Genomic DNA, 20,261 nt, shown 5'->3' with positions numbered 1-20,261 from the left:
GTGGGTGGTCGTCGTGCGGCGGGGCCGTGGCAACGATTAAGTCACGGGGCCGACACGCACGAATGGAGGCCCGTCATGGAAATCTCTGACCAACTCCTTTGTCTGTTCAGTGCGGAAGTGACTGTCAAGGACGACGAGTACGTCGTCGAAATCCCGCGGAGCGAAGTCGAAGCTGGCTCCGTCGAACCCGGCGACGTCTACCGCGTCGCGCTCATCTCGCAGGCCGAAGCCGAGGCCGGCACCGAAACCGAGACGACGAGCGAGCCCGCCGAGTCCGAACCCCAGCCCCCCGTCGAGGAGGGCGAGATTCGGTACGTCGAAATCGAGGACATCGGCAAGCAGGGCGACGGCATCGCGCGCGTCGAACGCGGCTACGTCATCATCGTGCCGGACGCCGAAATCGGCGAGCGCGTGAAAGTCGAAGTGACCGAAGTGAAGTCGAACTTCGCGGTCGGCGAAATCATCGAAGACGAGTACTGAGCGCGCCGCACCCGTTTTTCACTGCGTGAACTTTGCGAGGTCCGCGTCGTCGACGCTCGGCGCGGAGTCGTGGGGCCGGTCGACGAGCAGGTCGCCGGCCGTCGACGTCCCGATGCCGGGAATCGCCGTGAGTTCGTCCATCGACGCCTCGTTGACGTCCAGCGGGTGCGGGACGCCCGTGACCGAGCGGTAGCCGTGGTCGGTGACCGCGATGTCGATAGTCTGCCCGAGTTCGCGCTCGCCGGGAATTCCCACGAGCAGCGAGTACGTCCCCAGTTGCCGGCCGAACGTCTTCCCGTCCTGGTGGTACTCCAGGTGGACGTCCTTCAGGAGCGTGCCCGGCGGCACCACGCGGTTCAGCATCGCGTTGTCGATTTCCTCGCGGACCTCCTGCTTGTAGCGCTTGAACTGCTGTTTGTGGTCCTCGGCGAGCTGGGCACCCGTCTCCGCCATGTCGGTGCCCTCGAACGCCATCACCTGCCGGATGTTGATACGCCGCAGCATCAGCCCCTCGTCGAGGACGCTCCGGAGGAAGCGCTTGTTGTGCGCGAACGTCTCCTCGCGCTCGCCCGTCAAGCCGTGCACGAGGTTGATGCCGGGCAGAATCTTCGGCAGCCGGTTCGTCGCCTCGTCGCCGTACGTCGGCGAATCCTCGGGGGACTCGCCCGGCCGCCAGCCGCCGACCTCGTTGACGACGCGGACGGCTTCCAGACACTCCTCGGCGGACACGAGGAGGTTGTTCTCCTCCTGCACCACGGGGTCGGCGCTCTCCAGGCCGAACGCCGCCGTGTCGCCGGCGGTGTTGTGCTCGGCGATGATGCGGATGGCCTCCCGGGACTTCTCGGGGTAGTCCACGATAGTCACCGGGTTCATGTTGTCGAGGTGCAGCGTCTCCAGGTCGGGCGCGACCTCCCGGATGCCGCTGTAGAGCCGACGGAGCGCGTCCGGGTTCGGCGCTTCGCCGTCCCCGCCGAAGGCGAGGATGTCGGCCTGTCGGCCGAGCCGGAAGTGACGCGCGCCGTGGTCGTAGAGGTTCCCGACCTCCCGGACGACGCTCTCGGCGCTCCGGAACCCGGGGTCGCCGTACATCGGCTCCGTGCAGAACGAGCAGCGGTACGCGCAGCCCCGCGAGGTCTCCATCTCGCAGATGAGGTAGTCGGGGTAGTTCGGGTGCTGCTCGACGACGAACGCGCCTGACGCGGCCCACCTATCGATTTCGTCGTTGTCGCGGTAGCGGTCCTCGAACCCTTCGAGGCCGTTCCCGACGAGGTCGTAGACGGCGGCTTCGATGTCCGCCATCGCGAGGAAGTCGAAGTCGAGGTCCGAGCGCTCCATCTCCTGAGCGCCCGCGTTCTCCTCGCCGACACCGAACCGCACGGGCCCGCCCATGATGCTCGTGCCCTCCGCGACCCACGCCAGTTCGCGGACTTCGTCGGGTTCGGCGGGCGTCCCGCCGACGTACTGCCCGGGGACGGTCATCCCGCCGACGTAGACGAAGAGGTCCGCATCCGCGACGTCGTTGAACTTCGACTTGTCCTCGCGGAGTTCGTCGATGGTGTGGTACGTGATTCGGTCCTCGGGGATGCCGGCGTCCACGAGCGCGCCGGCCGCGTACCGCGGATACGTGGAGATGTACGGCGGCACCCCGAAGTGCGCCGGCTCGTCGACGTAGCCGTCGACGAGCGTCACGTCCAACTCCGCGGGGTCAATCATACACCAGCGTTGGGCTTCGACGCGTAAGAACGTGACTACACGGGCGCGTCCGGCCGCTCGGCCGCCGCCCGGTGCTGATAGAGCAGGCAGCCCGCGAGCACGAGCCACGCGCCAATCGTCGGCGGGAGCACGAACGAGAACAGGCCAGTCGCTGCGTCCCGGACGACGCTAGCGGCGCCTGCTGGCAGCACGGCCGTCATCGAGGTGACGCTCGCCCACGTGACCGGGACCAGCAGCAGGAGCGCTCCGGCGAGGAAGAGTCGCCGCGGCCACCCGTCGTCGAGCACGTAGAGCAGCGGGAACAGCGGAAACAGGACGAGGACGACGTAGAACGGTTCTAGCGGGAGCAACAGGAGCGTGGCGAGTAGCGTCCCCTGGAGCGCGACGAGGCGGCTGCGGCGGTCCGCGACCACGCGGTTCACGCCGACGAAGACGGGTGCGAGCACGAGCGCCCCGACTGGGAGCAGCCACGACGAAGGAAGCCCGGGTGCGAGCACGGCTAACTGCCGGCGAATCGTAACAAACGGCGCGGTGGGGTCGGGGCCGCCGGCGAACGACGCGACCGCGGTTTCGCCGGCGAGCGTCTCGGTGACGTACGTGACCGAGGCGTCCGGGCCGAAGACGAGCAGGCCCACAGCGAGGCCGGCGATCCCCGTCGCGGTTGCGGCGGCGACGGCGCGCCACGCGCGCCGGCGGAGCAGCCAGACGCCGACGAGCGCGGGGAACAGTTTCACGAGCGCGACCAGCCCGAACGCCGCGCCGGCGACAGTGTCGCAGTCGCGTTCGAGGAGGACGGCCCCGCCCGCGAGGCCGAGCGCGAGCAGCGGGTTCACCTGTCCCATCACGAGGTTGACGCCGACGGGGCCGACGAGGAACACGGCAGCGGTGAGGAGCGCGCGGTCGAGCGTAGCGAGACCGCGGACTGAGCGAGCGGTGCAACCGTGAGCCGCGCGGTCCACCCGTGCCAGCGTGACGCCGGCGCGTTCGACGGTACGAATTACGAGCACGGCGAGCGCCGCGAGCGCGGCGAGGTTCAGGAGTGTCTGGAGCGCGTACGCGAGCACGGGGTCGCCGAGCGCGGCGTGCGGGGAGAACGCGAGCACGACCGCGGGCGGATACCGGAAGCCGGCCTGCCCGATTGGGTTGACGGCGTAGAAGTCCGCGCCGCGGAGCGCGGCGCGCGCCGAGTAGTAGTAGACGTCCGTCGCGAGCGCGACCTGCTCGGGGTTGCGCAGCGGGAACAAGACGGTGTTCACGACGCCCACGAGCACGCTGGCGAGGAGGACGAGTCGCGGCGCGCGGACCGAAGGCATGACTCACGCACCGACGCCGCAGTACTTTCGTCTTGTGGAGGCGGCTGCCAGCAGTCGTTCTCACCGCGGCCCGCCCCTTTTTGCACTCGCCGCTCCAACGACCGCGTATGCCCGCTACTGAGGAACTGAAGTGCACGAGCGACGACTGCGAGCTGGACATGTTCGAGAACCACTACACGTACGACGTCAGCGAGGACCTCACCATCGAGGACCTGCAGTGTCCGCTGTGTGGTGGCACCGACTGCCTGGAACGCATCGAGTTATGAGGGCACGCGAGTTCGCGGAGAGCGTCGGCGACGCCGTCTTCGAGCGGCTGGGCCGCGCGGCCTCCCAGATGCAGGAGGAGTCGCCGCTGCCGGTGGACGTCCTCGAAAGCGACGACGAGTACCTCGTGGTGTTCGACGCGCCGGGCGCGACCGCCAGCGACGTGCAGGTGAACTACGTCGGCGGCGCGGTCGAGGTCCGCGTCGACCGCTTCCGGGAGTTCCGCGAGGGCTTCGAGATGGTGTTCCCGGGCCGCGGCCTGAAACTCGACGGCCGCGCCGAACTCCCCGACGATGCCGTCGTGGACGCCGACGAGGCCCGCGCGGAACTGCGCGACAACGGCGCGCTGTACGTCTTCCTCCCGAAGGGCGAGCCGGAGGGCACCGAAGTGGACGTGACGACACCAGACGACGCGGACGAAGACGACGAGTAGCGCGCCTCACTCGACGGTCATCCCTTCGACGACCTCGAACACTTCGTCGCCGTCGAAGCGCGTCGGGTCGAACGCGGGGACGCCCTCCCCGCCCAGAATTTCTGCTGCGACTGCTTCGCCGGTCGCTGGCGCGCGCATGAAGCCGTGGCCCTGCCAGCCGGCCGCGACGTAGAGGCCGTCGGCGAGTTCGCCGAGCAGCGGGTCGCGGTCCGGGGTGGCGGTGCAGAGGCCCGCCCACGCACGGTGAATCTCGGACTCGTAGCCCGGGAGGCGGTCCGCGAGTCGCTCGCGCATCGCGTCGACGAACCAGTCGTCGCCGTCGCGGTCGTACCTCTCGGGGTCGGCTTCGACCTCCTCGGTGCCGTCCCCGGCGAGCACGCCCTCGGGGTGTGGGCGCGCGTAGTAGCCCTCAGTCGCGTCGTAGAGCGTCGGAACCTCCGCAGAGAAGTCGGCGGTGAGCGCCTGCACGCGGTACGGCTTCAGGGGAATCGAGACGCCGACATCCGCGAGCACGCGGGCGGTGTGCGCACCTGCTGCGACGAGCACGGCGTCGTACTCAGCCCCGTTCACGCGCGGTGGGTCGAGCGCGACGCTCGCGGCCGTGTGCTCGCGGAGGTCGACACCTTCCTCGACCGCCAATTTTGCGAGAGCGTCGGCGTAGGCCGCGGTGTCCGCGACTCCGGCGTTGCGCGAGACGGCAGCCTCGACGACGTCTTCGGTGCGGAGCGCGGGGAACTCCGCAGCGAGGTCGTCCGGGTCGACGCGTTCGACGCGGCGGTCGTTGCGCTGCATCCCGTCGACTTGCTCGCGGATGGCGTCGGCTTTCCGGCCGGGTTCGGTGACGAACCAGAGGTACGGCGTCTCCGCGAACGTGAACTCACCCGTCCCCGAGAGCGCGCGGAAGCGCTCGATGGCGCGCGCAGCGATGCGCGCGTCCACGTCCTCGGCGTACGCGTCGTAGAGAATACCCGCAGCGCGGCCCGTGCTCTCCCCAGCGACCTCGCCGCGCTCGTAGACGGTGACGGATGCGCCGCGTGCTGCGAGGTCGTGGGCGGCGGTTAGTCCGACCGCACCGGCACCGACGACCGCGACGGAGTGGCCCGCGCCGCGGTCGTCGTCGGCGTCGCTGAACTCGTCCATGCCGGCGGATGTACCGCGACCGGCATAACTGCCGCGAACCGCGGAGGCCGGCGCAGTCCGTCAGTTTCACTTTCACCGTGTACGGGTGGGGTTCAAGCGGGTAGCACCGCATCGAGGATGTATGGCACTGCAGCACCGACGCCGCTCGCAGTCGACCGCCGATAGCCCCGAGCGCCGCATCGAAGTCTCGGAGATGACCGCCGCCGGCGTCGCCGCCTACGCCGACACTCACGAGGAGGCGTTCATCGAGCGCCGCGGCGGGAAGACGTTCCTCGTCACCGTCGAGTAGCCGGCGCGTCAGTCGTCGGGGTCGACTTCGACGACTTCGGGCTCGCGGTCGGGTGGCGTCCACCCGCACGCGAGGTCGAGGAACTGCACGAGAATGCGGCCGGTCGCGCCCCAGACGGTGTAGCCGTCGACGTGGAAGAAGTGGACGATGGCTTCGCCGTAGGAGGGATGAATGCGCTTCTCGACCTCGTAGTTGTCGGGGTCAGTGAGGTCCGACAGCGAGAGCACGACGACCTCGTCGACCTCGCGCTCGTCGGGGACGAACTCGCGGTCCGGGACGCGCGCGACGAACGGCGTCACGGAGTACCCAGTTACGGTGGCGATGTCGTCGAGTCGCCCGGCGTCGGAGAGTTCTTCGGGCAGCAGGCTGATCTCCTCGTACGCCTCGCGGGCCGCCGTCTCCCGGAGGTCGTCGTCGCTCGGTTCGCGGCCGCCACCCGGGAAACTCATCTGGCCGGGGTGTTCGCCGAGGTGGTCGGCGCGCTTCGTGAACACCAGCGCCGGGCCGTCCTCGCGCTCGACGACGGGGACGAGCACCGCGGCGTCGCGGTCCTCGTCGGTGACCCGTTCCGGCTGGTGGGCGGCGACCCGCGACAGGTCCATACCCGGGGGAAACACCGCGACACTCTTAACTCACGCGCAGTCTCGCTCACGCCTCGGTCAGCGCGTCGCGGACGTCCGCGAGGTCGACGGGAGCCCACGCTTCCGCGTCGTAGGTCACGTCCACGAGGTAGCGCGCGCGCTCGCCGTCGGCGTCGGAGACGTCCGATTCGAGGCGCGCACGCACCGCGTCCGCGAGCGTCTCGCGGTCGAGGTCCCGGGGCTCGACGTCCAGGATGTGCGGGAGGTCGACCGCGTGCTCGGGGAGTTCGGGGAACGCGACCGGACCGGGGGCGAGTACGCGGTCACCGTCCTCGCGCTCGACGGCCACGAGGTAGTACTCGCGGAGCGCGTCCATCACGGCCTCGTCGGCGGCGTCGGCGTCGAGGTCGTCGCCGCGTTTGAACGCCAGTTCTTCGAGCGCGTCGTGGAGTTCCTGCCGGGTGAGCGCGCCGAAGAGGTCCACGACGCCCGCGAGTTCGTCGCCGTTCACGGCTCCCCGTCGGTCGCGGAGTCGCTTGAATCTCCCGCTGCCGCGGCGGCCTCCTCGGCGTCCGCGGCGGCCGCCGCAGCCACGTCGCCCGCGTCGAGACTGGTGTTGCTCCACGCCGGCAGCCGCGCGTCCGCGCCGGGCTCGGCGATGGCGTCGGCGTACGTCCGCGTCTGGGCACGTTCCTGTTCGCCGTCGTAGTCGAGGTCGTTGAACGCGGCGTCCGCGCCGTACGCGCGCACGAACCGGTCGGCCGCGTCGAGGTAGCGCTCAGCGAGCGCGTCGTAGTCCACGTCTACGCCCGCGTCCTCGACGGCGCGGAACAGCGCCGCGCCGACGCCCTCGCTCATCTCCGAGAGCCCCGTCGGGCCGGAGACCGCGCGGTGGTCGTGCTCGTAGCGCCCGAGGTCGACCTGCGCCGTGCCGTCCGTCCCGGCGAGCCGGAACGCCTCGCCGAGCGTGCCGACCTCCAGCCCCCAGCGCCGCTGGACGCGCAGGCCGCGCGCCAGCTCCGCGGTCATCGAGCACTCGCCGGCGAGCGCGTACCGGAACGCGCCGAGGAAGTCCAGAATCTCGTGGTCGTGGCTGTCCTCAGAACGCTTCGCGTTCTGATGGGCTGCGGAAGACGACGCCGTCGTCTTCCGAAGGTCCGCGAGCGCGTCCACGAGCGGCTCGTAGAACAGCCGGAACAGCCGGCCGTACAGCCGGTCGTTCTCGACGCGCGCGTAGTAGCCCTTCGCGAAGTCGAAGCCCTCGGCGAGCGGAAAGAGTAGCTTCCGAACGTCGCGGGCCTCGTACGTGGTGGTGTCGGCGTCGTGGACGACGACGTAGTCGTGGCGCGCGGCGACGCCGAGCGCCAGCCAGACGTCCCGGCCCTTCCCGCGTTCGCCCGCAAGTCCCGCGTCGTCGAGCAAGCCCTCGACGCGCGGGCCGTCACACCAGAGCACGGTCAGGGGCACGTCGAACTCGGCGAGCCAGTCGCGGAACTCGGGGACGCGCTCGGCGGGCGCGCGCAGCGGCACGACGACCTCCGCGGGGTCGACGCGTTCGAGCTCGGAGAACACGCGCTCCGGGGCGAGGCCGGCGTACTCGCGGTCGGTCATCGGAACGACGACGGCCGCCCGGCCCGTCGGCGCGTCCGGGTCGGCGTCGCCGTAGTCGTGGAGCGTCGCCACGCGCTCCTGCGTGTAGTCCATACCCTGGCTCGGCGCGCCGGCGGGAACTAACTTGCGCCAGCGGGCAGCCGGCCGCCGCGGTAGAGCACGACCAGGACGACGAGGAGCGCGGCGAGCGCGACGCCCGCGACCTGGAAGACGCCGTCGTAGGCGAAGCCGGCGCCGACCAGCGACCCGATGACGACGCTCCCCATCGCCTGCACGACCATCATCACGGAACTGTAGCCGGCGTACGCGCTCGCCCGGTCGCTGTCCGGCAGGCTGTCCAAAAGGAACGTGTCGATGGCGGGGAAGAGGCTGTGGACGGCGTACCCGAGCACCACGGAGACGGCCGCGACGGCGACCACGCCGTCGACGAGCGTCATCGCGAGCAGCGACGCGACGAAGCCCCCGAGCACCGCGAGCATCAGCGGCACGTGGCGGAATCGGTCGGCGAGCCGGCCGGTGTACCAGAACGCCGGCACGCCCGCAGCGAACACCACCGTGAGGAGGGTTTCGGCAGTACTACTCGGGATGTTCTTGGTCTCGGTGAGGTACTTGATGTAGAAGTTGAAGAAGCCGTTCCAGACGAGTGCCGCGGCACCGACGATGACGACACCGAGCACCACGATGCGGTACTGGCGGCGAATCGCGCCGAGGAGGTCGCGGTCGGCGGCGCCGGCTTCCGGGAGGTCGGTGCGGCCGGCGAGCACGTAGATGACGACCGTGACGACGACCGCGGCCGCGGACAGCAGGTAGAACGGCGCGCGCCACGTGAACGCTTCGAGAAGGACGCGGCCGACGAGCACGGGCGCGAGCGCGGCCGCCAACTGCGAGGCGGTGCCGTGGACGCCGACGACGCGGCCGACGCGCTCGGGGAAGAGTTCGCTGATGAGCGGGTTCGCGGCGACGAAGTACGCGCCCGACGCGAGGCCGACGAGGAACGCGCCGACCATCACGAACTCGATGGACGGCGCGAACGTCATCCCCGCCGAGGACACCGCGAGCAGCGCGCCCGTGCCGAGGACGACGTGGTGGCGGTCGACGCGCGTCAGCAGCCAGCCGGTCGGCAACCGCGGGAGCGCGCTCCCAAGCCACGCCAGCGTCGCCACCAGCCCGACCGCGGCGTCGCTGGTCACGAAGTCGGCCTGCAGGGGCGCGACCAGCGGCGCGAACACGACGCGCCCGAAGTTCACGAGGAACACGAGCGCGCACAGCGAGCCGAACAGCCGGACGCGGCGCGCGTCACTGGCGGACGTACTGGGCACGGGCGGACTTGACGGCCCCCGAGGTCAATTCTTGTGGTTCTACTCGAAGACCGCGTCGAAGGCGTCCGCGCCCAGCGGCTCGAACGTCCCCGCAGCGATGTTCTCGCGGACGTGCTCGGGGCTGGTCGTGCCGGCGAGCGCGGACGTGACGCCGGGCGCGCTGCGCGCGAAGTTCAAGCCCTGCTGGGCGAGCGTGTCGCCGTCGAGCTTTTCCTCGACGTCGTCAGGCAGCCCCTCGAGGACTTGGCCCTGTGCGAGGCTCGCGGACGTGAACACGTTCAATCCGGCTTCGTGGGCGTACCACAGGACGCTCTGGTCGCCCTCCGGCCCCTCCTGCGATTTGACGGTGAACGCGTCCGCCATGAAGACGTTGAACGGCACCTGAATCGCGCGCAGGTGCGTCGCCGTGTTCCCGACCGCCTTCGCAGCCGACCGCGCCCGCGAGATGATTTCGCCGAGGTCGAGGAAGTGGTCGTGGGTGCGTGGGACGCGGAACGCCTCCCACGTCGCCACGCCGTAATGCTCGATGTCGCCCGCAGCCACGCGCTCCTCCAGGCGCTCGAACGTCGCCTCCAGTTGGTCGTAGACCGCGCCGGAGAGCCGCGCGTCAAGTTGCGTCTCGGGGTTGTGGACGTAGTAGAGGTCGATTTTGTCCACGCCGAGATTTCGGAGCGAACGGTCCAACTGGTCCTCGATGAAGCCGGGCGCGATGGCGTGGCTGCCGTGCGCGAGGTCGTCGGCGTCTAGAATCCCGCTGTCGACGTACTCCTCGGCGACGAACTCCCCGGGGTCGTCGGGCCGGGACTCGTCGAACGGCACGAACCCGCCCTTCGTCGCGAGGAACACTTCCTCGCGGTCCACGTCGGCGTCCACGAGCGCGCGGCCGACGACGCGCTCGCTGCGCTGGTGGCGGTAGTTGATGGCCGTGTCCACGACGTTGCAGCCGCCCTCGACGGCCGCCCGAATCGTCTCGTAGTAGGCGTCGTCGACGTCGTCGGTCGGCTCGCCGAGGTACGTGCCGAGCCCGACGCTGGAGACCGCGCGGTCGCGCACGCTCCGGAAGTACGTCCGCGCCTTGTCCTCGCTGAAGCGCTCCTTGTACTGGAACGTCCCGTCAGCAGTAGCCATACCGGCCCTTCACCGCCGCGTTACTTGTACTCCCCGCGACGGAACGCGTCGACGGCCGCGCGGTACCCCTCGCGGAACGTCAGATAGGCGAACTCGTAGCCCAACTCGTGGAGGCGGTCGTTCGAGCAGCGCTTGCTCGTGCGCAGGCGGCGCTCGGCGGGCTCGGAGAGGTCGCCCGCGGCCAGCCGCTCCTCGACAGTCTGCTTGTCGGGCCGGTCGACGCCGGCTTCGTCGGCGAGCCAGTCCGCGAACGCCCACTTCGAGACCGGTTCGTCGTCCACCGCCAGCAGCACCTCGGCGTCGGCGGCCGCGGCGTCGGTGAGCGCGAACCGCACGACGCCAGCGGCGTCCTCGCGGTGGACCATGTTCAGGTAGCCCTCCGTGACGGGGCCGTCGAGGTATCGGAGCAAGCGGTAGCGGTCCGGGCCGTAGAGCCCGGCGAACCGTACGACGGTCGCGTCCATCCCGAAGTCTGGTGCGCGCTCGCGGGTGACGCGCTCGGCTTCCACGAGCACCTTCGTCTTCTCCGTAGTCGGGTCAAGCGGCGTCTCCTCGTCCACCCAGTCGCCGTCGTGGTCGCCGTAGACGCCCGTACTCGACGTGTAGACGAACTGGTCTGGCGAGTCCTCGCGACTGCCGAAGTGCTCGATTGCCCTCCGCAAGCCCTCGACGTACACCTCGCGCGCGGCGTTCGCGTCGCGGCCGCCCGAACTTGCCGCGAACACCGCGGCGTCGACGTCCGGTACCGCCGACAGCGACTCGGCGTCGGTGACGTCCGCCTGCACGGCGTCGAAGCCCGCGTCCCGAATCGCCGCGATCCCTTCTTCGGAGCGCCGGACGCCCACGGGGTCGTGGCCGACGACTGCGAGCTGGCGGCCGAGTTCGAGCCCGACGTATCCGCAGCCCAGAATCGCGACGTCCATCAGTACGGGTTCTCGCTGGCGATGTGCCGGTAGATGCGGGCGTACTCGTCGAGCGTCATCGGCTGGCGGCCCTCGATTTTCTGTTGAATCTCCTTCGGGTCGAACTGGTCGTCGAGCCCGCTGGCGAGCGACTCCACGTCCATCACGGCGGAACTCATCTGGAGCATCAGGTTGTCCCGGACCTCCAGCAGGAGCCCTTCGGCGTCCGGCCAGTCGTCGCTGACGGCGAAGACGCCCGCGGTCTCCTCGACGGTGAGTTCCACGAATTCGCCGTCGACGAGCGCTGCGAGTCGTTCCGCGTCGACGCCCGACGCCTCCGCGACGGCGTCGACGCCCTCCGTTTCGACGACGCGCGCCAGCGCCGCCTCGTACTCCGCGCGAACGTCCCCGGCGGTCACTGCCTCGGCGTCCTGAATTTCGTCGGCTAGCACGCTCGCCCGTACGTGCTCGGCGTTCAAGGAGGCTACGCTTGCCGCGACGACTCACCACCCCGCGGACTGCTCGTCCGCGTTCCCGTCCACGTCGCCGACGCCGCGCGGTCCCGCCGGCACGACCACCCCGACCGTCGCCTCGACCTCGAACGACACCCGCTCGTTGCGCCCGACGCGCTCCACGTCGCCGTCGCCGTCCACGTCGAACGCGACGCTCGCGTTCTCCCGGACGTAGGCCGTTCCCTCCCCGGGCCCGACTGGCGACCCGCCGTCGGCGCGAACCGTGAACCGGGCGTACGACCCGCGCACGGACACCGACCACGCGTTCGCCGTCGCGTACCAGAACCCCGGGACGGGCGCTACCGGCAAGCCTGCCGGCACCGCGCCGACGTCCGCCGCACCGAGCCGCTCGGCGGCTTGCTCGGCCGCTATCGACCCGGCTTCGGAGAGCGCGTTCTCCGTGATTGCGCCCCCGATTCGGTGGGCGAGGTTCGCCGTGTCCCGCACGACGGTGCTCTCCACGCGAACCGCCTCGCTGTCCGCGACTTCTGCCGAGGCTGCACGGAGCCGCGTCGCCAGCTGGTCGCGCTGCTGTGGCGTGGCGTCGGCGATGCGAGCCGCCTCGGCGGCGACCGCTGCCGCCGCCGAGCCGTTGCCGACGGCCATCCCTCGCGCGTGGACGGTGTCCCAGCGCTCGAACGCGCGCCGCGTCGCCGCCTGGCGCTCGCGCTCCGTGAACGAGCGCGGCGACGCCGCGAGCACGCTGCGGTACTCCCGGCTCGCTGCCGACACGCTGTCCGAGACCGCCGCCCGTAGCTCTGCACGCTGGTCGTGGAGCGTACGGTTCGGCGCGGCCGCGAGCGTGCCGTTCACCGCCAAGAGCGCTTGCGCGGCGGTGCCGATACGAACCGACTCCGGGGGCTCGGGCATCGCCGCGTCGACGACCGCCGACGCCGCGTCGCCGTGCGGAATCGTGAACCAGTTCACATTCCGCGCCACGAGCGGGTGGTAGCGCGCGTCGTTCTCTGATTCAGTTCGTGGCGAGACTTCCGCGAGCGTCAGGTACGCGGGTGCTCCTTCGACGGCCGAGACGGGGCCAGCCTCACGCTCGCTTCCGTGGTCCGTCGGCGGTACTTCGAGGCCACGGTCGCCGAGCGCTTCACCTATCGATGCGAGCGCGCCGTCCGCGCGCCGTTCGCCCAGCCGCCCGGCCACCCGTGCGAGGTACGTCTCGCGGACCGCGGCGACGGCGCGGTCGGTCGCGGAGCCGTAGCTGTCACGGGCGTCGTGAAGCGCCACGACGCGGTCCCGGAGCGTGTCGACTGGGACGCGGCCACTTGCTAGTCCGCGCGTGGAGACGTCGGCGGAGACGTTCCGACTCCGCGTTCGGAGCGTCGCAGCCGCCCGGTACGCGCGCTTGCGAACTGACTGTGGAACGTCCGGTCGAATGAGTGCTTCCCGAGTCAGGGCATCATCGCCAGCAACTGCACGCCGAGCGAGCGCCTCGATGCCGCCAGCGTCCGCGACGAGCGACTGTTTCGCGCGAGACGCGATGCGGTCGTGGACGGCTGGCGTGACTGTCACTATGTCCGCGTCGAGCACGCGCTCGGCGCGCTCGCTCGGTAGTTCTCGCGCGGGTGGCTGTACCTCGTAGCTCACACCGACCGAGACGCGGTACGTGCTCTCGGTCGTCTCGACTACCCGGCGGCTCCGGTTGCCGTTCGTGTAGCGGCGCGTCTCGCGCTCAGTGACGACCACACGGCGACCGTACGTTTCGACTGCTCGCTGGTCGGCCGCGAGCACGTCTGAGGGTTCGACTGCACCATCGACCTCGACATCGCGGTCGTCGGTCGCACTCACGAGCGTCCAGTTCGCGGGCGCGTGCCCGGACTGCGAGTGACTCCGGTCAGCGAGTGCCGTATCGACTGTCCGCCGGGCGAGCGAGGTGTACGCGGCGCGCAGCGTCCCGTCGAGTGAGGTTTCGTCCGCGCGTTCCACGAGGTCGAGGAACGCGCGGTCCGCGGTCGCGTTGACGCCGACCGGAACGGACTGGCTGGACTGGTCGATTGCGTCGAGCGCGGACGAGAGGCCTGCCTTCGTCGGCGTCGCCGACCCGCCAGTCCGGTCGAGGACCGCGCCCGCGCGCTTCTTCGCACTCCCTTCTACGAGGGCGAGCACGTCGCCGAGGCCGACGCGAGCGAGCGCACGGCCGTACGCAGCCCGGCCCGCGTCGTCCTCGCGGCCGAACGCGGTGCGCTGGACGTCGAGCAGCGCGCGGTTGGCCATCAGCTCGACGTGACGGTTCGCGAGCACGTTCGAAATCGGAACGCCGGCGTACTGGAGCGGCCCGCGCAGCCAGACGACGCGGTGGAGGTAGTCTGTGAGTCGCCGGTCCAAGCCCGGACCATCGAACGCGCCGCGGTCGAGCAAGCGCTCGAAGCGCTGGACGCGGTCGCGGAGCGCCAGCGCGGGACTGTGGACGGTCGTGGAGACGTTGGTCGTCGACTGCGAGACAACCTGGCCATCGCGCTCGACGTCGACGCGGACACCAGAGAGGGTGACGCGAATCAGGTCGCCGCCGACGCGTTCGAGCGCGATGCGTTCGATGGCGCGCTCGGCGTCCGCGGTGGTTTCGAGGCGTGGGAGTGACACGGACGCCGACACCGCCCCGGCAGTCGATTCGTGGCCGCGGAGTGCGCGCTCCGTGCGAGCGTACACCCGTAGCGCCAGCGCATCGCGGAACGCGTGCGCGGGGTCGATTGCCGCGCCGAAACTGGTGTTCGCGGGTGTGACGACTGGATTCCGAACGGCCTCGGCGGCGGCCGTGCGAGCGGCGCTGGCGAGTGCAGTGTCCGCGCTCGTCTTTGCGTGCTCGACCGCCCGGTCAGTTCGCGTCTCCGACGGCACCGGCGATTGGCCGGCGAGCGTAGCTGCTGCAGTCGCACTCGCGACGAGCAACACCACGCCGACCAGCGCGAACGGGACGCGGGCGCGGTCGTCGTCGGCGAGTCTCACGCCGACCACGTCCGGACTGTGATGGTCACGGAGTCGTTCTCGGCGACGGCTTCGTGCGACACCGCCGCGACTGACGCACTCGGCGGCGGGCGCTCGCCGACGCGAACCGTCCCGCCTCCGCCAGTCGCGGCAATAGCGATGCGGCCGTTTGCGTCCGCGAGCACGTCCGCGACGGCGTCCTCGACCGCGCTGGCGAACCGGGAGTTCGTCGACCGGTTGTCGGCGACCGCGGCGTGCGCGAGCAGCGTTCCGACCCGCCCCGAGACCGAGCGTTCGCTGCCGTTCGCGGTCTGGTACTCGGCGGTCGTCGTACTCGCGAGCACCGTGCGCGCGGCGGCGTCCGGGTCGGGTGGGCGCTGGTCGCTGCCCGGTATCGTGACGAGCGCGACGGCGGCCGCGCTGACGAGGAGGACGGCGAGTGACGCGTCGAGTACGGTGCTGATAGCACGGCTCACGACCACACCTCGACGGTGAGTCGGCCGGGCCGGGTTCGGCCCTCTTCGACGCGCACCGGTACGCGCTGGCTCGCGGTCGCCGCGTCGGGCGGTGGCTGTTCGCCAGCGGCCCACTCGCGGTCGCCGACAGTCACGGTCACGTTGACCTCGTAGCCCTCGGGCGTGACCGAGGCATCGAGACGCTCGGGCACGACGACCACAGTATCGGCGGGTGACGCTGCCTCGACGGCGTCCGACAGCACTTCGTCGGTGGGCGCGTCGCCCGTGGCGACAGGGAGCACGTCCGCGCGCACCGTCGCGAACGCGCCGACGGCGAGACACACGACGGCGACGGCGACGAGTGCGGGCAGCGGCTCGACTTGCGCCTCACGCGCCGGCGAGCGTGACATCCACACCCCTCCACGTGACGCGGCGAACGGTCAACTGCTGGCGGTCCCGGCGCCACGCCGCGTCGCGGTCGCGGGCGTCGGCGACTGCGCGCTCGAAGGCGCGTTCGTCGTCGAAAACATCGTCAGGGAGCGTTCCGTGGAGGACTCGCCAGAGCACTGTGTCGCGTCGGACGGGAGCAACTGGCCCATACGCGTACGTCTCGCGGGACGTGTCGCCCCCATCGCGAACTTCGATGGCGTGCCGAGTGAGGCGAATCGTGTCCGCGTCGATGGCGCGCGTCTCGGAGCTCGCATGGTCCGCGCTAGCGACGGTGTCGACGGTGCTCGCGAGCGGGGCAGCACGCGGCTGTGTGGTCGGTTTCGCGGCGAGTGCGACGCCGAGCAGCGTCGTGCTGACCAGCGAGAGCGCGACGAGCAGCGGCGGCACGTCGGCGAGCGTGTCGAACATGGGGCGGGTTGGTCGTGGCCTCCGGTTTAAAGTTAGAGGACGCGCCCGGCGGCGAGCGCGGTAACGGGGTAGACGGTGGCCGCGGCCGCGAGCGCGAGGCCGGCGTGGTAGCCGACGAGCGCGCGGTCCAGCCCGCGGTCGAGGCCGACCGCGAGCGCCGGTAACACGGCCGCCAGCCACAGCACGTAGGCACCGATGACGAGCGCGAGCTGGCCCGCCGGCAGGGCGGACGCGCCGTCGAGACCGCTCACTCTACCGGCGAGCGAGACCGTGACGCCGGCGACGAGGGGCGCGTAGACGAGCGCGGTGTACTGGAGCGTGCGCGTGGTCGAGGCGAACTCGCGGCGGACCTCGCGGTCGAGGTCAGTGAGGTCGTCGAAGAGGTCCGCGACGTCCACGAGCACGCGGCCGCCCGCTGGCCCCGCGTCGGCGGCGTGGACGACCAACGAGACCGCGGCACGGGCGCGCTGACTCCGGGTTCGCGCGAGCGGGCCGAACTCCCCAAAGAACGCATCCGCGACCCCCACGCGAAATCGTCGCATCCGGCGCGCCGCCTCGTCGAAGACGTCACCCGTGGGACCGTCGAGCGTGTCGCCGGCATCTGTCACGGCAGCCTCGACCGCGCGGCCGTGGCGGAGTTGGTGCCCGAGCACAGCGAGCGCGTCTGCGAGGCCGGCCTCGACGTTCCGGGCGTCCTCACGGACTTCGCAGGCGGGCCGGAACCAGTAGGCGAGCGCGCCGCCGACCGGCCAGCCGACGAGCAACACGGGGAGCGCCCACGACGGCAGCAGCCGAGAGGTGACGAGCGCAGCGACGACGCCACAGACTGCCGCGAGAGCGGCGTTTCGCGCACGGTCGTCCAGTTTCGGGTGGTCGCTCGGCACGGCCGCAGGCGGGAACGCGACCGGACGCCGTGCGAGAATCCAGCAGACGACGGCGAGCACCGCCAACGGCAGCACGACGCCGTACGCGAGTGCAACCGCGCCGAGCGTGACTGGGAGGCCAGCGCTCGCCGCCGCGGGAACGACGCCGACGAGCGCGAGCGGCAGCACGACGCCGAACGCGTAGACGCCCATCGTCGGCCCGTGGACGGCGTCGGCGTACTCGCTGGCGCGCTCCTGTGCGCCCTCGACGACCACCGCGAGCGTGCGGTCGAGGAGTCGTCCGCGCTCGCCAGCGGGCGCGTCGACCGCGGCGTCGGCGAGGGCTGCGGCGCGCCGCAGCGACGGCAGGTGGTCGTCCCACGTCGCCGCGAACGCCGTAAATCCCGCTCCGGGCGTCCCGCGAGATTCCCGAGCGTGTGCGGCGAGGCTGGCCGCGAGCCGACCGTTCCCGTGCTCGGCGGCGAAGTCGGTGGCGCGTTCGAGCGCGGGATCGAGGCGGAGCGAGAGCGCGACTAGACAGACGATGTCGGGTGCGGCACCGAGCGCACGCGAACGGTCGGCGACTGAGCGGACGTGCGGGCCGTACGCGAGCGTAGCGGCTGTCGCTATGCCCAGGAACGCGGCGGCAGTGCCGGCGTACGGGTTCCAATTGGCGGCGGCGAGCGCGGCCGCGGCTGTAAGGGCGAGTGCGACGAGTGCCTGTCGCCAGTTCGCGGGCTCAGTCATCGCCAACGTGGTCGGCGTGGGCGCGAATCGCGGCCCGGACGTCGGCGTACGTCTCGCCGGGTGCCGCGAGGTCGGCGACCGTGCTGCTGTTCCCGCGCGCGACGCGTCCGGTCGGTACTGCACCGCTCCCGTCGTCCTCGTAGAGCGTGGCGGCACCGTCGTCCGTGACTTCCTCGACGCGCGTGACGCGCCGCCCGGCGTTAGTGTCGGCGAGCGTGACGACGAGGTCGGTGGCAGCGAACGACGACGCGGAGACGCCGAGGTCGGAGACGACGCGCTCGCGGACGCTGGCCGCGCCCTCGCCGTGTATCGTGCCCAGGACGGCGGCGTCGCTGGCACCGACGCGCATCGCCTCGTAGAGCACGCGCGCCTCCTCGCCACGGACTTCACCGACCGCGATGGCACCGTCGCCGAGCCGGAGCGCGGTGCGGAGCGCGTCCGCCATCGAGACGTCCGCGCCCGCACCGTCGGCGTTCGCGTACAGCGCTTGCACGTCGCGGCCGTCGCTGCGGAGCGCGCGTACCGGGAGTTCGGGCGTGTCCTCGATGGTGACGAGGCGCGTGCCGGCGGCGAGTCCCCAGAGCGTCGCACCCAGGAGCGTGGTTTTGCCAGCGCCGCGCGCGCCAGCGAACAGCACGGACGCACCGCGCCGTAGCGCTTCGACGAGGAAGCCGGCAATATGGGGCGGGAGCGCGCCGTTCGCGACGAGGTCCGGGAGCCGGAACGGGTCGGCGTCGTGCGCGCGGAACGCGAACCCGGTGCCGTCGCTGACCGGGTCCGTGACGCCCGCGACTCGCACGCGCCCCGTCGCGCCGAGCCCGTCGATGGCGGTGTCGAGCGTGGGGTTCGCCCGGGAGAACGGGCGGCCGCTCTCCGCGCGCAGCCGCGACGCGAGGCGTTCCGCGCCGGCGTCCGTGAACCGAACGTTCGTCCGAGTGTCGTCGCCGTCGACGGTCACGCGGAGCGGCCCCTCGGCGACCGGCGCGCTCGCGTACACGTCCGAGATTCGGGGGTCTGCGAAGAGGTCTTCGAGGACGCCGAAGCCGCGGGTGTGCTTGTGGAGCGCGTCCGCCAGCGGTTCGCGGTGCTCGCCGGCTGCCTCGCGGACCGCGCGACCCGGCGCGTCCTCGCCGTCGGGAATCGAGCCGTCCGCGAGCAGGCGGCGCGCGTCGGCGAGCACGCGGCAGTCCGCGGGCGAGAACTCGTACTCCGGCGGGACGACGTGGTAGACCGGGAGGTCGTCGGGAACCGCGTACTCGCGGACGGTGGCTTCGGTTTCGAGCGTTCGCGTGTCTCGGAGGCGTCCGTCCGGCGGGGGCGTCGGTCCGATGCGAGCGTCAGCGAGCGCGGGGCCGACTCGGGGCCGGAGCGCGTCGTAGTCCGGGAGGTCGCCTGCGGCGGCCGCGAACCCGGTTTCGGCGGTGATTTCGGCGACGGGACCTGCGCGCCCGCTGGCTTCCGCGGCCGCCACGAGCGGGTCAGTGCGGGCGCGGGCTGCGAGCCGCTGGTCGCGGTCCGCGACTCGCGCGGCGAACCGACCGGCTGCGGTGAACAGCGCGACGGCACGTGGGCCGTACTCACGGCGGAAGCCCGACGCGTCCACGACGATGCGGTCGGCGTCGGCCTGCCGGCACGCGGCCGCGACCGCCGCGCGACACGCCGGCTGGGCGGTGAGGTCGCCACCACCGGGACAGCCGCCGGCATCGACGCGGAGCGCGCTGCCGTCGTGGGTGGCGTCACAGCCGCAGTCCGGGTCGTCCGCCGCGAAGCGTTCGATGAGCGCACGCATGGGGCGCGGTGGTCGCGTTCCCCCGGATAAACCCTCGCAGCGCGAGTACCACGGGACGGTCAGCACGCTCGACGTACGCCAGCGTCGTCGGACCGTCGAGCGTCGGGTCGTCGCTGCACGTCGCGACACGTACGGGGAGTGTGCGCTGGTGTGCGGGGCTGTCCGGGAGTTTCGCGACGAGTCGCGGCGGACTGTCGCGGACGGCGAGCGTCGCGTCCTCGGGGAGGTCGAGTCGGAGCGTGCGTCGCGGGGCGGTTTCGACGGTCTCCCCGGGGTCGCTCCGGCGATGGAGACTGTCGACGGCGTCAGCGACGCGGTCGGCACTCGCGCTGACCGCCGCGCTGTCGCGCGTTCGGGTCGCGTGGTCGACTGCCGGCTGGGCGGCCGCGAGGAGTGCGAGCGCGAACGTAACGGCCAGCACCACTCGGACGGTCACAGCGACTCCCGAACGCGGTCGAGCAGCGAGTCGGCGTCCTCGGAGCGTTCGGCATCGAGGGTGGGAGCGTTGGCGCTGTTCGGTCGGTCGCGGCGCGCAGCGTCTCCGGTTTTATCGGCGGCGACGCGCTCGTCGTGTGCCGTGTCGCGGGTGGTTCGGGACGGTTGCGACTGCTGCTCTTCGAGGCGTTCGACGGCTTCGCGGGCGGCGTCCGCGCGCCGCTGGACGCGCTCGTTGACGGCTTCGAGGTCGCCGACGTAGCCGTGCAGCGACTGCACGGTGGCGTCGAGAGCGTCCAGTCGCTCCGCGAGTTCGGCGAGGTCTGCTTCGATGCTGTCGAGGCGGTCGTGGACGGCCGCCGCGTCGGAGAGGTCGCTGACGGCGGTGTCGGCGTCGGTCACCACGCGCTCTACCGCTCGCAGCCGTTCGGCGAGGTCGTCGTCGGACACGCCACGGAGTGGTCGCGCTCTCCGGGTTAAGTATCGGGGCGGCGC

General features: G+C 71.3%; 22 protein-coding genes. 4 read left to right on the top strand and 18 right to left on the bottom strand.

Annotated features, from left to right (window positions below; genetic code table 11):
* The first annotated feature begins 75 nt into the window (after positions 1 to 75).
* Positions 76 to 480: a TRAM domain-containing protein gene (locus LT974_RS02230; protein ID WP_232589026.1), complete on the top strand. Its 405-nt coding sequence runs from the start codon at positions 76 to 78 to the stop codon at positions 478 to 480.
* 18 nt (positions 481 to 498) lie between these two features.
* On the opposite strand, the gene LT974_RS02225 is transcribed toward LT974_RS02230, so the two are convergent.
* Together LT974_RS02225 and LT974_RS02220 are read right to left on the bottom strand one after the other, a co-directional pair.
* Entirely contained in the window at positions 499 to 2,193 is a 1,695-nt protein-coding gene (locus tag LT974_RS02225) for a radical SAM protein (protein ID WP_232589025.1), read from the bottom strand.
* Positions 2,194 to 2,228: 35 nt separating this feature from the next.
* Complete coding sequence (locus LT974_RS02220) at positions 2,229 to 3,506, bottom strand: glycosyltransferase family 87 protein (protein ID WP_232589024.1); 1,278 nt, start codon at positions 3,504 to 3,506, stop codon at positions 2,229 to 2,231.
* Between the two features lie 107 nt (positions 3,507 to 3,613).
* Between LT974_RS02220 and LT974_RS02215 the strand changes: the two genes are divergently transcribed.
* Complete coding sequence (locus LT974_RS02215) at positions 3,614 to 3,772, top strand: DUF7559 family protein (protein ID WP_169793380.1); 159 nt, start codon at positions 3,614 to 3,616, stop codon at positions 3,770 to 3,772.
* On the top strand, positions 3,769 to 4,203 hold the full coding sequence (locus LT974_RS02210; protein WP_232589023.1) for an Hsp20/alpha crystallin family protein: 435 nt from the start codon (positions 3,769 to 3,771) through the stop codon (positions 4,201 to 4,203). Before LT974_RS02215 ends, LT974_RS02210 begins: the two co-directional genes overlap by 4 nt.
* Positions 4,204 to 4,209: 6 nt before the next feature.
* Here LT974_RS02210 and LT974_RS02205 read toward each other — a convergent pair whose 3' ends face one another.
* Positions 4,210 to 5,343 carry an NAD(P)/FAD-dependent oxidoreductase gene (locus tag LT974_RS02205; protein WP_232589022.1) on the bottom strand — a complete coding sequence of 378 codons (1,134 nt, stop codon included), beginning with the start codon at positions 5,341 to 5,343 and terminating at the stop codon, positions 4,210 to 4,212.
* Positions 5,344 to 5,464: 121 nt separating this feature from the next.
* On the opposite strand from LT974_RS02205, the gene LT974_RS02200 reads away from it, so the two are divergent.
* Positions 5,465 to 5,632, top strand: coding sequence for a hypothetical protein (locus tag LT974_RS02200; protein WP_232589021.1), 168 nt, complete (start codon positions 5,465 to 5,467; stop codon positions 5,630 to 5,632).
* A gap of 8 nt (positions 5,633 to 5,640) precedes the next feature.
* On the opposite strand, the gene LT974_RS02195 is transcribed toward LT974_RS02200, so the two are convergent.
* The 15 genes from LT974_RS02195 to LT974_RS02125 are packed head-to-tail and all read right to left on the bottom strand — an operon-like array spanning position 5,641 to position 20,216.
* A complete protein-coding gene (locus LT974_RS02195; RefSeq protein WP_232589020.1) occupies positions 5,641 to 6,234 on the bottom strand; it encodes an NUDIX hydrolase in 594 nt (197 codons plus the stop codon).
* A 46-nt stretch (positions 6,235 to 6,280) separates the two neighbouring features.
* Positions 6,281 to 6,724 (bottom strand): DUF7109 family protein, encoded by a 444-nt coding sequence (locus LT974_RS02190; protein ID WP_232589019.1) that lies wholly within the window; start codon positions 6,722 to 6,724, stop codon positions 6,281 to 6,283.
* Positions 6,721 to 7,917, bottom strand: coding sequence for a glycosyltransferase family protein (locus tag LT974_RS02185; protein WP_232589018.1), 1,197 nt, complete (start codon positions 7,915 to 7,917; stop codon positions 6,721 to 6,723). Before LT974_RS02185 ends, LT974_RS02190 begins: the two co-directional genes overlap by 4 nt.
* A gap of 26 nt (positions 7,918 to 7,943) precedes the next feature.
* Positions 7,944 to 9,143 (bottom strand): MFS transporter, encoded by a 1,200-nt coding sequence (locus LT974_RS02180; RefSeq protein WP_232589016.1) that lies wholly within the window; start codon positions 9,141 to 9,143, stop codon positions 7,944 to 7,946.
* A 39-nt stretch (positions 9,144 to 9,182) separates the two neighbouring features.
* The gene (locus LT974_RS02175; protein ID WP_232589015.1) at positions 9,183 to 10,271 is read right to left on the bottom strand and encodes an aldo/keto reductase; all 1,089 of its coding nucleotides are present in this window, start codon (positions 10,269 to 10,271) and stop codon (positions 9,183 to 9,185) included.
* A gap of 20 nt (positions 10,272 to 10,291) precedes the next feature.
* A complete protein-coding gene (locus LT974_RS02170; RefSeq protein ID WP_232589014.1) occupies positions 10,292 to 11,194 on the bottom strand; it encodes an SDR family oxidoreductase in 903 nt (300 codons plus the stop codon).
* Positions 11,194 to 11,625, bottom strand: a complete 432-nt coding sequence (locus LT974_RS02165) for a DUF5791 family protein (protein ID WP_232589013.1) — start codon at positions 11,623 to 11,625, stop codon at positions 11,194 to 11,196. Before LT974_RS02165 ends, LT974_RS02170 begins: the two co-directional genes overlap by 1 nt.
* Before the next feature lie 51 nt (positions 11,626 to 11,676).
* Positions 11,677 to 14,640, bottom strand: coding sequence for a DUF7286 family protein (locus tag LT974_RS02160; RefSeq protein ID WP_232589012.1), 2,964 nt, complete (start codon positions 14,638 to 14,640; stop codon positions 11,677 to 11,679).
* On the bottom strand, positions 14,637 to 15,095 hold the full coding sequence (locus LT974_RS02155) for a DUF7284 family protein (RefSeq protein ID WP_232589010.1): 459 nt from the start codon (positions 15,093 to 15,095) through the stop codon (positions 14,637 to 14,639). Before LT974_RS02155 ends, LT974_RS02160 begins: the two co-directional genes overlap by 4 nt.
* Positions 15,092 to 15,484 carry a DUF7285 family protein gene (locus LT974_RS02150; RefSeq protein WP_232589009.1) on the bottom strand — a complete coding sequence of 131 codons (393 nt, stop codon included), beginning with the start codon at positions 15,482 to 15,484 and terminating at the stop codon, positions 15,092 to 15,094. Before LT974_RS02150 ends, LT974_RS02155 begins: the two co-directional genes overlap by 4 nt.
* Positions 15,462 to 15,932 carry a DUF7283 family protein gene (locus tag LT974_RS02145; protein ID WP_232589008.1) on the bottom strand — a complete coding sequence of 157 codons (471 nt, stop codon included), beginning with the start codon at positions 15,930 to 15,932 and terminating at the stop codon, positions 15,462 to 15,464. Before LT974_RS02145 ends, LT974_RS02150 begins: the two co-directional genes overlap by 23 nt.
* 32 nt (positions 15,933 to 15,964) lie before the next feature.
* Positions 15,965 to 17,542, bottom strand: a complete 1,578-nt coding sequence (locus tag LT974_RS02140) for a type II secretion system protein (protein ID WP_232589007.1) — start codon at positions 17,540 to 17,542, stop codon at positions 15,965 to 15,967.
* A complete protein-coding gene (locus LT974_RS02135; protein ID WP_232589006.1) occupies positions 17,535 to 19,331 on the bottom strand; it encodes a type II/IV secretion system ATPase subunit in 1,797 nt (598 codons plus the stop codon). Before LT974_RS02135 ends, LT974_RS02140 begins: the two co-directional genes overlap by 8 nt.
* Entirely contained in the window at positions 19,279 to 19,767 is a 489-nt protein-coding gene (locus LT974_RS02130) for a DUF7311 family protein (protein WP_232589005.1), read from the bottom strand. Before LT974_RS02130 ends, LT974_RS02135 begins: the two co-directional genes overlap by 53 nt.
* Positions 19,764 to 20,216 (bottom strand): DUF7310 family coiled-coil domain-containing protein, encoded by a 453-nt coding sequence (locus LT974_RS02125; protein WP_232589004.1) that lies wholly within the window; start codon positions 20,214 to 20,216, stop codon positions 19,764 to 19,766. Before LT974_RS02125 ends, LT974_RS02130 begins: the two co-directional genes overlap by 4 nt.
* Positions 20,217 to 20,261 lie beyond the last annotated feature (45 nt).

This window comes from Halobacterium noricense (genome assembly GCF_021233435.1).
GTDB lineage: Archaea > Halobacteriota > Halobacteria > Halobacteriales > Halobacteriaceae > Halobacterium > Halobacterium noricense.
The sequence above is the reverse complement of the archived record's forward strand: the minus strand, read 5'-3'. Positions and strand labels throughout refer to the sequence as shown.

Bases quoted from the DNA above. Each gene is read 5' to 3' on its own strand.
- LT974_RS02230 (WP_232589026.1), top strand. From the start codon at position 76: ATGGAAATCTCTGACCAACTCCTTTGTCTGTTCAGTGCGGAAGTGACT.
- LT974_RS02225 (WP_232589025.1), bottom strand. From the start codon at position 2,193: ATGATTGACCCCGCGGAGTTGGACGTGACGCTCGTCGACGGCTACGTC.
- LT974_RS02220 (WP_232589024.1), bottom strand. From the start codon at position 3,506: ATGCCTTCGGTCCGCGCGCCGCGACTCGTCCTCCTCGCCAGCGTGCTC.
- LT974_RS02215 (WP_169793380.1), top strand. From the start codon at position 3,614: ATGCCCGCTACTGAGGAACTGAAGTGCACGAGCGACGACTGCGAGCTG.
- LT974_RS02210 (WP_232589023.1), top strand. From the start codon at position 3,769: ATGAGGGCACGCGAGTTCGCGGAGAGCGTCGGCGACGCCGTCTTCGAG.
- LT974_RS02205 (WP_232589022.1), bottom strand. From the start codon at position 5,343: ATGGACGAGTTCAGCGACGCCGACGACGACCGCGGCGCGGGCCACTCC.
- LT974_RS02200 (WP_232589021.1), top strand. From the start codon at position 5,465: ATGGCACTGCAGCACCGACGCCGCTCGCAGTCGACCGCCGATAGCCCC.
- LT974_RS02195 (WP_232589020.1), bottom strand. From the start codon at position 6,234: ATGGACCTGTCGCGGGTCGCCGCCCACCAGCCGGAACGGGTCACCGAC.
- LT974_RS02185 (WP_232589018.1), bottom strand. From the start codon at position 7,917: ATGGACTACACGCAGGAGCGCGTGGCGACGCTCCACGACTACGGCGAC.
- LT974_RS02175 (WP_232589015.1), bottom strand. From the start codon at position 10,271: ATGGCTACTGCTGACGGGACGTTCCAGTACAAGGAGCGCTTCAGCGAG.
- LT974_RS02170 (WP_232589014.1), bottom strand. From the start codon at position 11,194: ATGGACGTCGCGATTCTGGGCTGCGGATACGTCGGGCTCGAACTCGGC.
- LT974_RS02150 (WP_232589009.1), bottom strand. From the start codon at position 15,484: ATGTCACGCTCGCCGGCGCGTGAGGCGCAAGTCGAGCCGCTGCCCGCA.
- LT974_RS02145 (WP_232589008.1), bottom strand. From the start codon at position 15,932: ATGTTCGACACGCTCGCCGACGTGCCGCCGCTGCTCGTCGCGCTCTCG.
- LT974_RS02140 (WP_232589007.1), bottom strand. From the start codon at position 17,542: ATGACTGAGCCCGCGAACTGGCGACAGGCACTCGTCGCACTCGCCCTT.
- LT974_RS02135 (WP_232589006.1), bottom strand. From the start codon at position 19,331: ATGCGTGCGCTCATCGAACGCTTCGCGGCGGACGACCCGGACTGCGGC.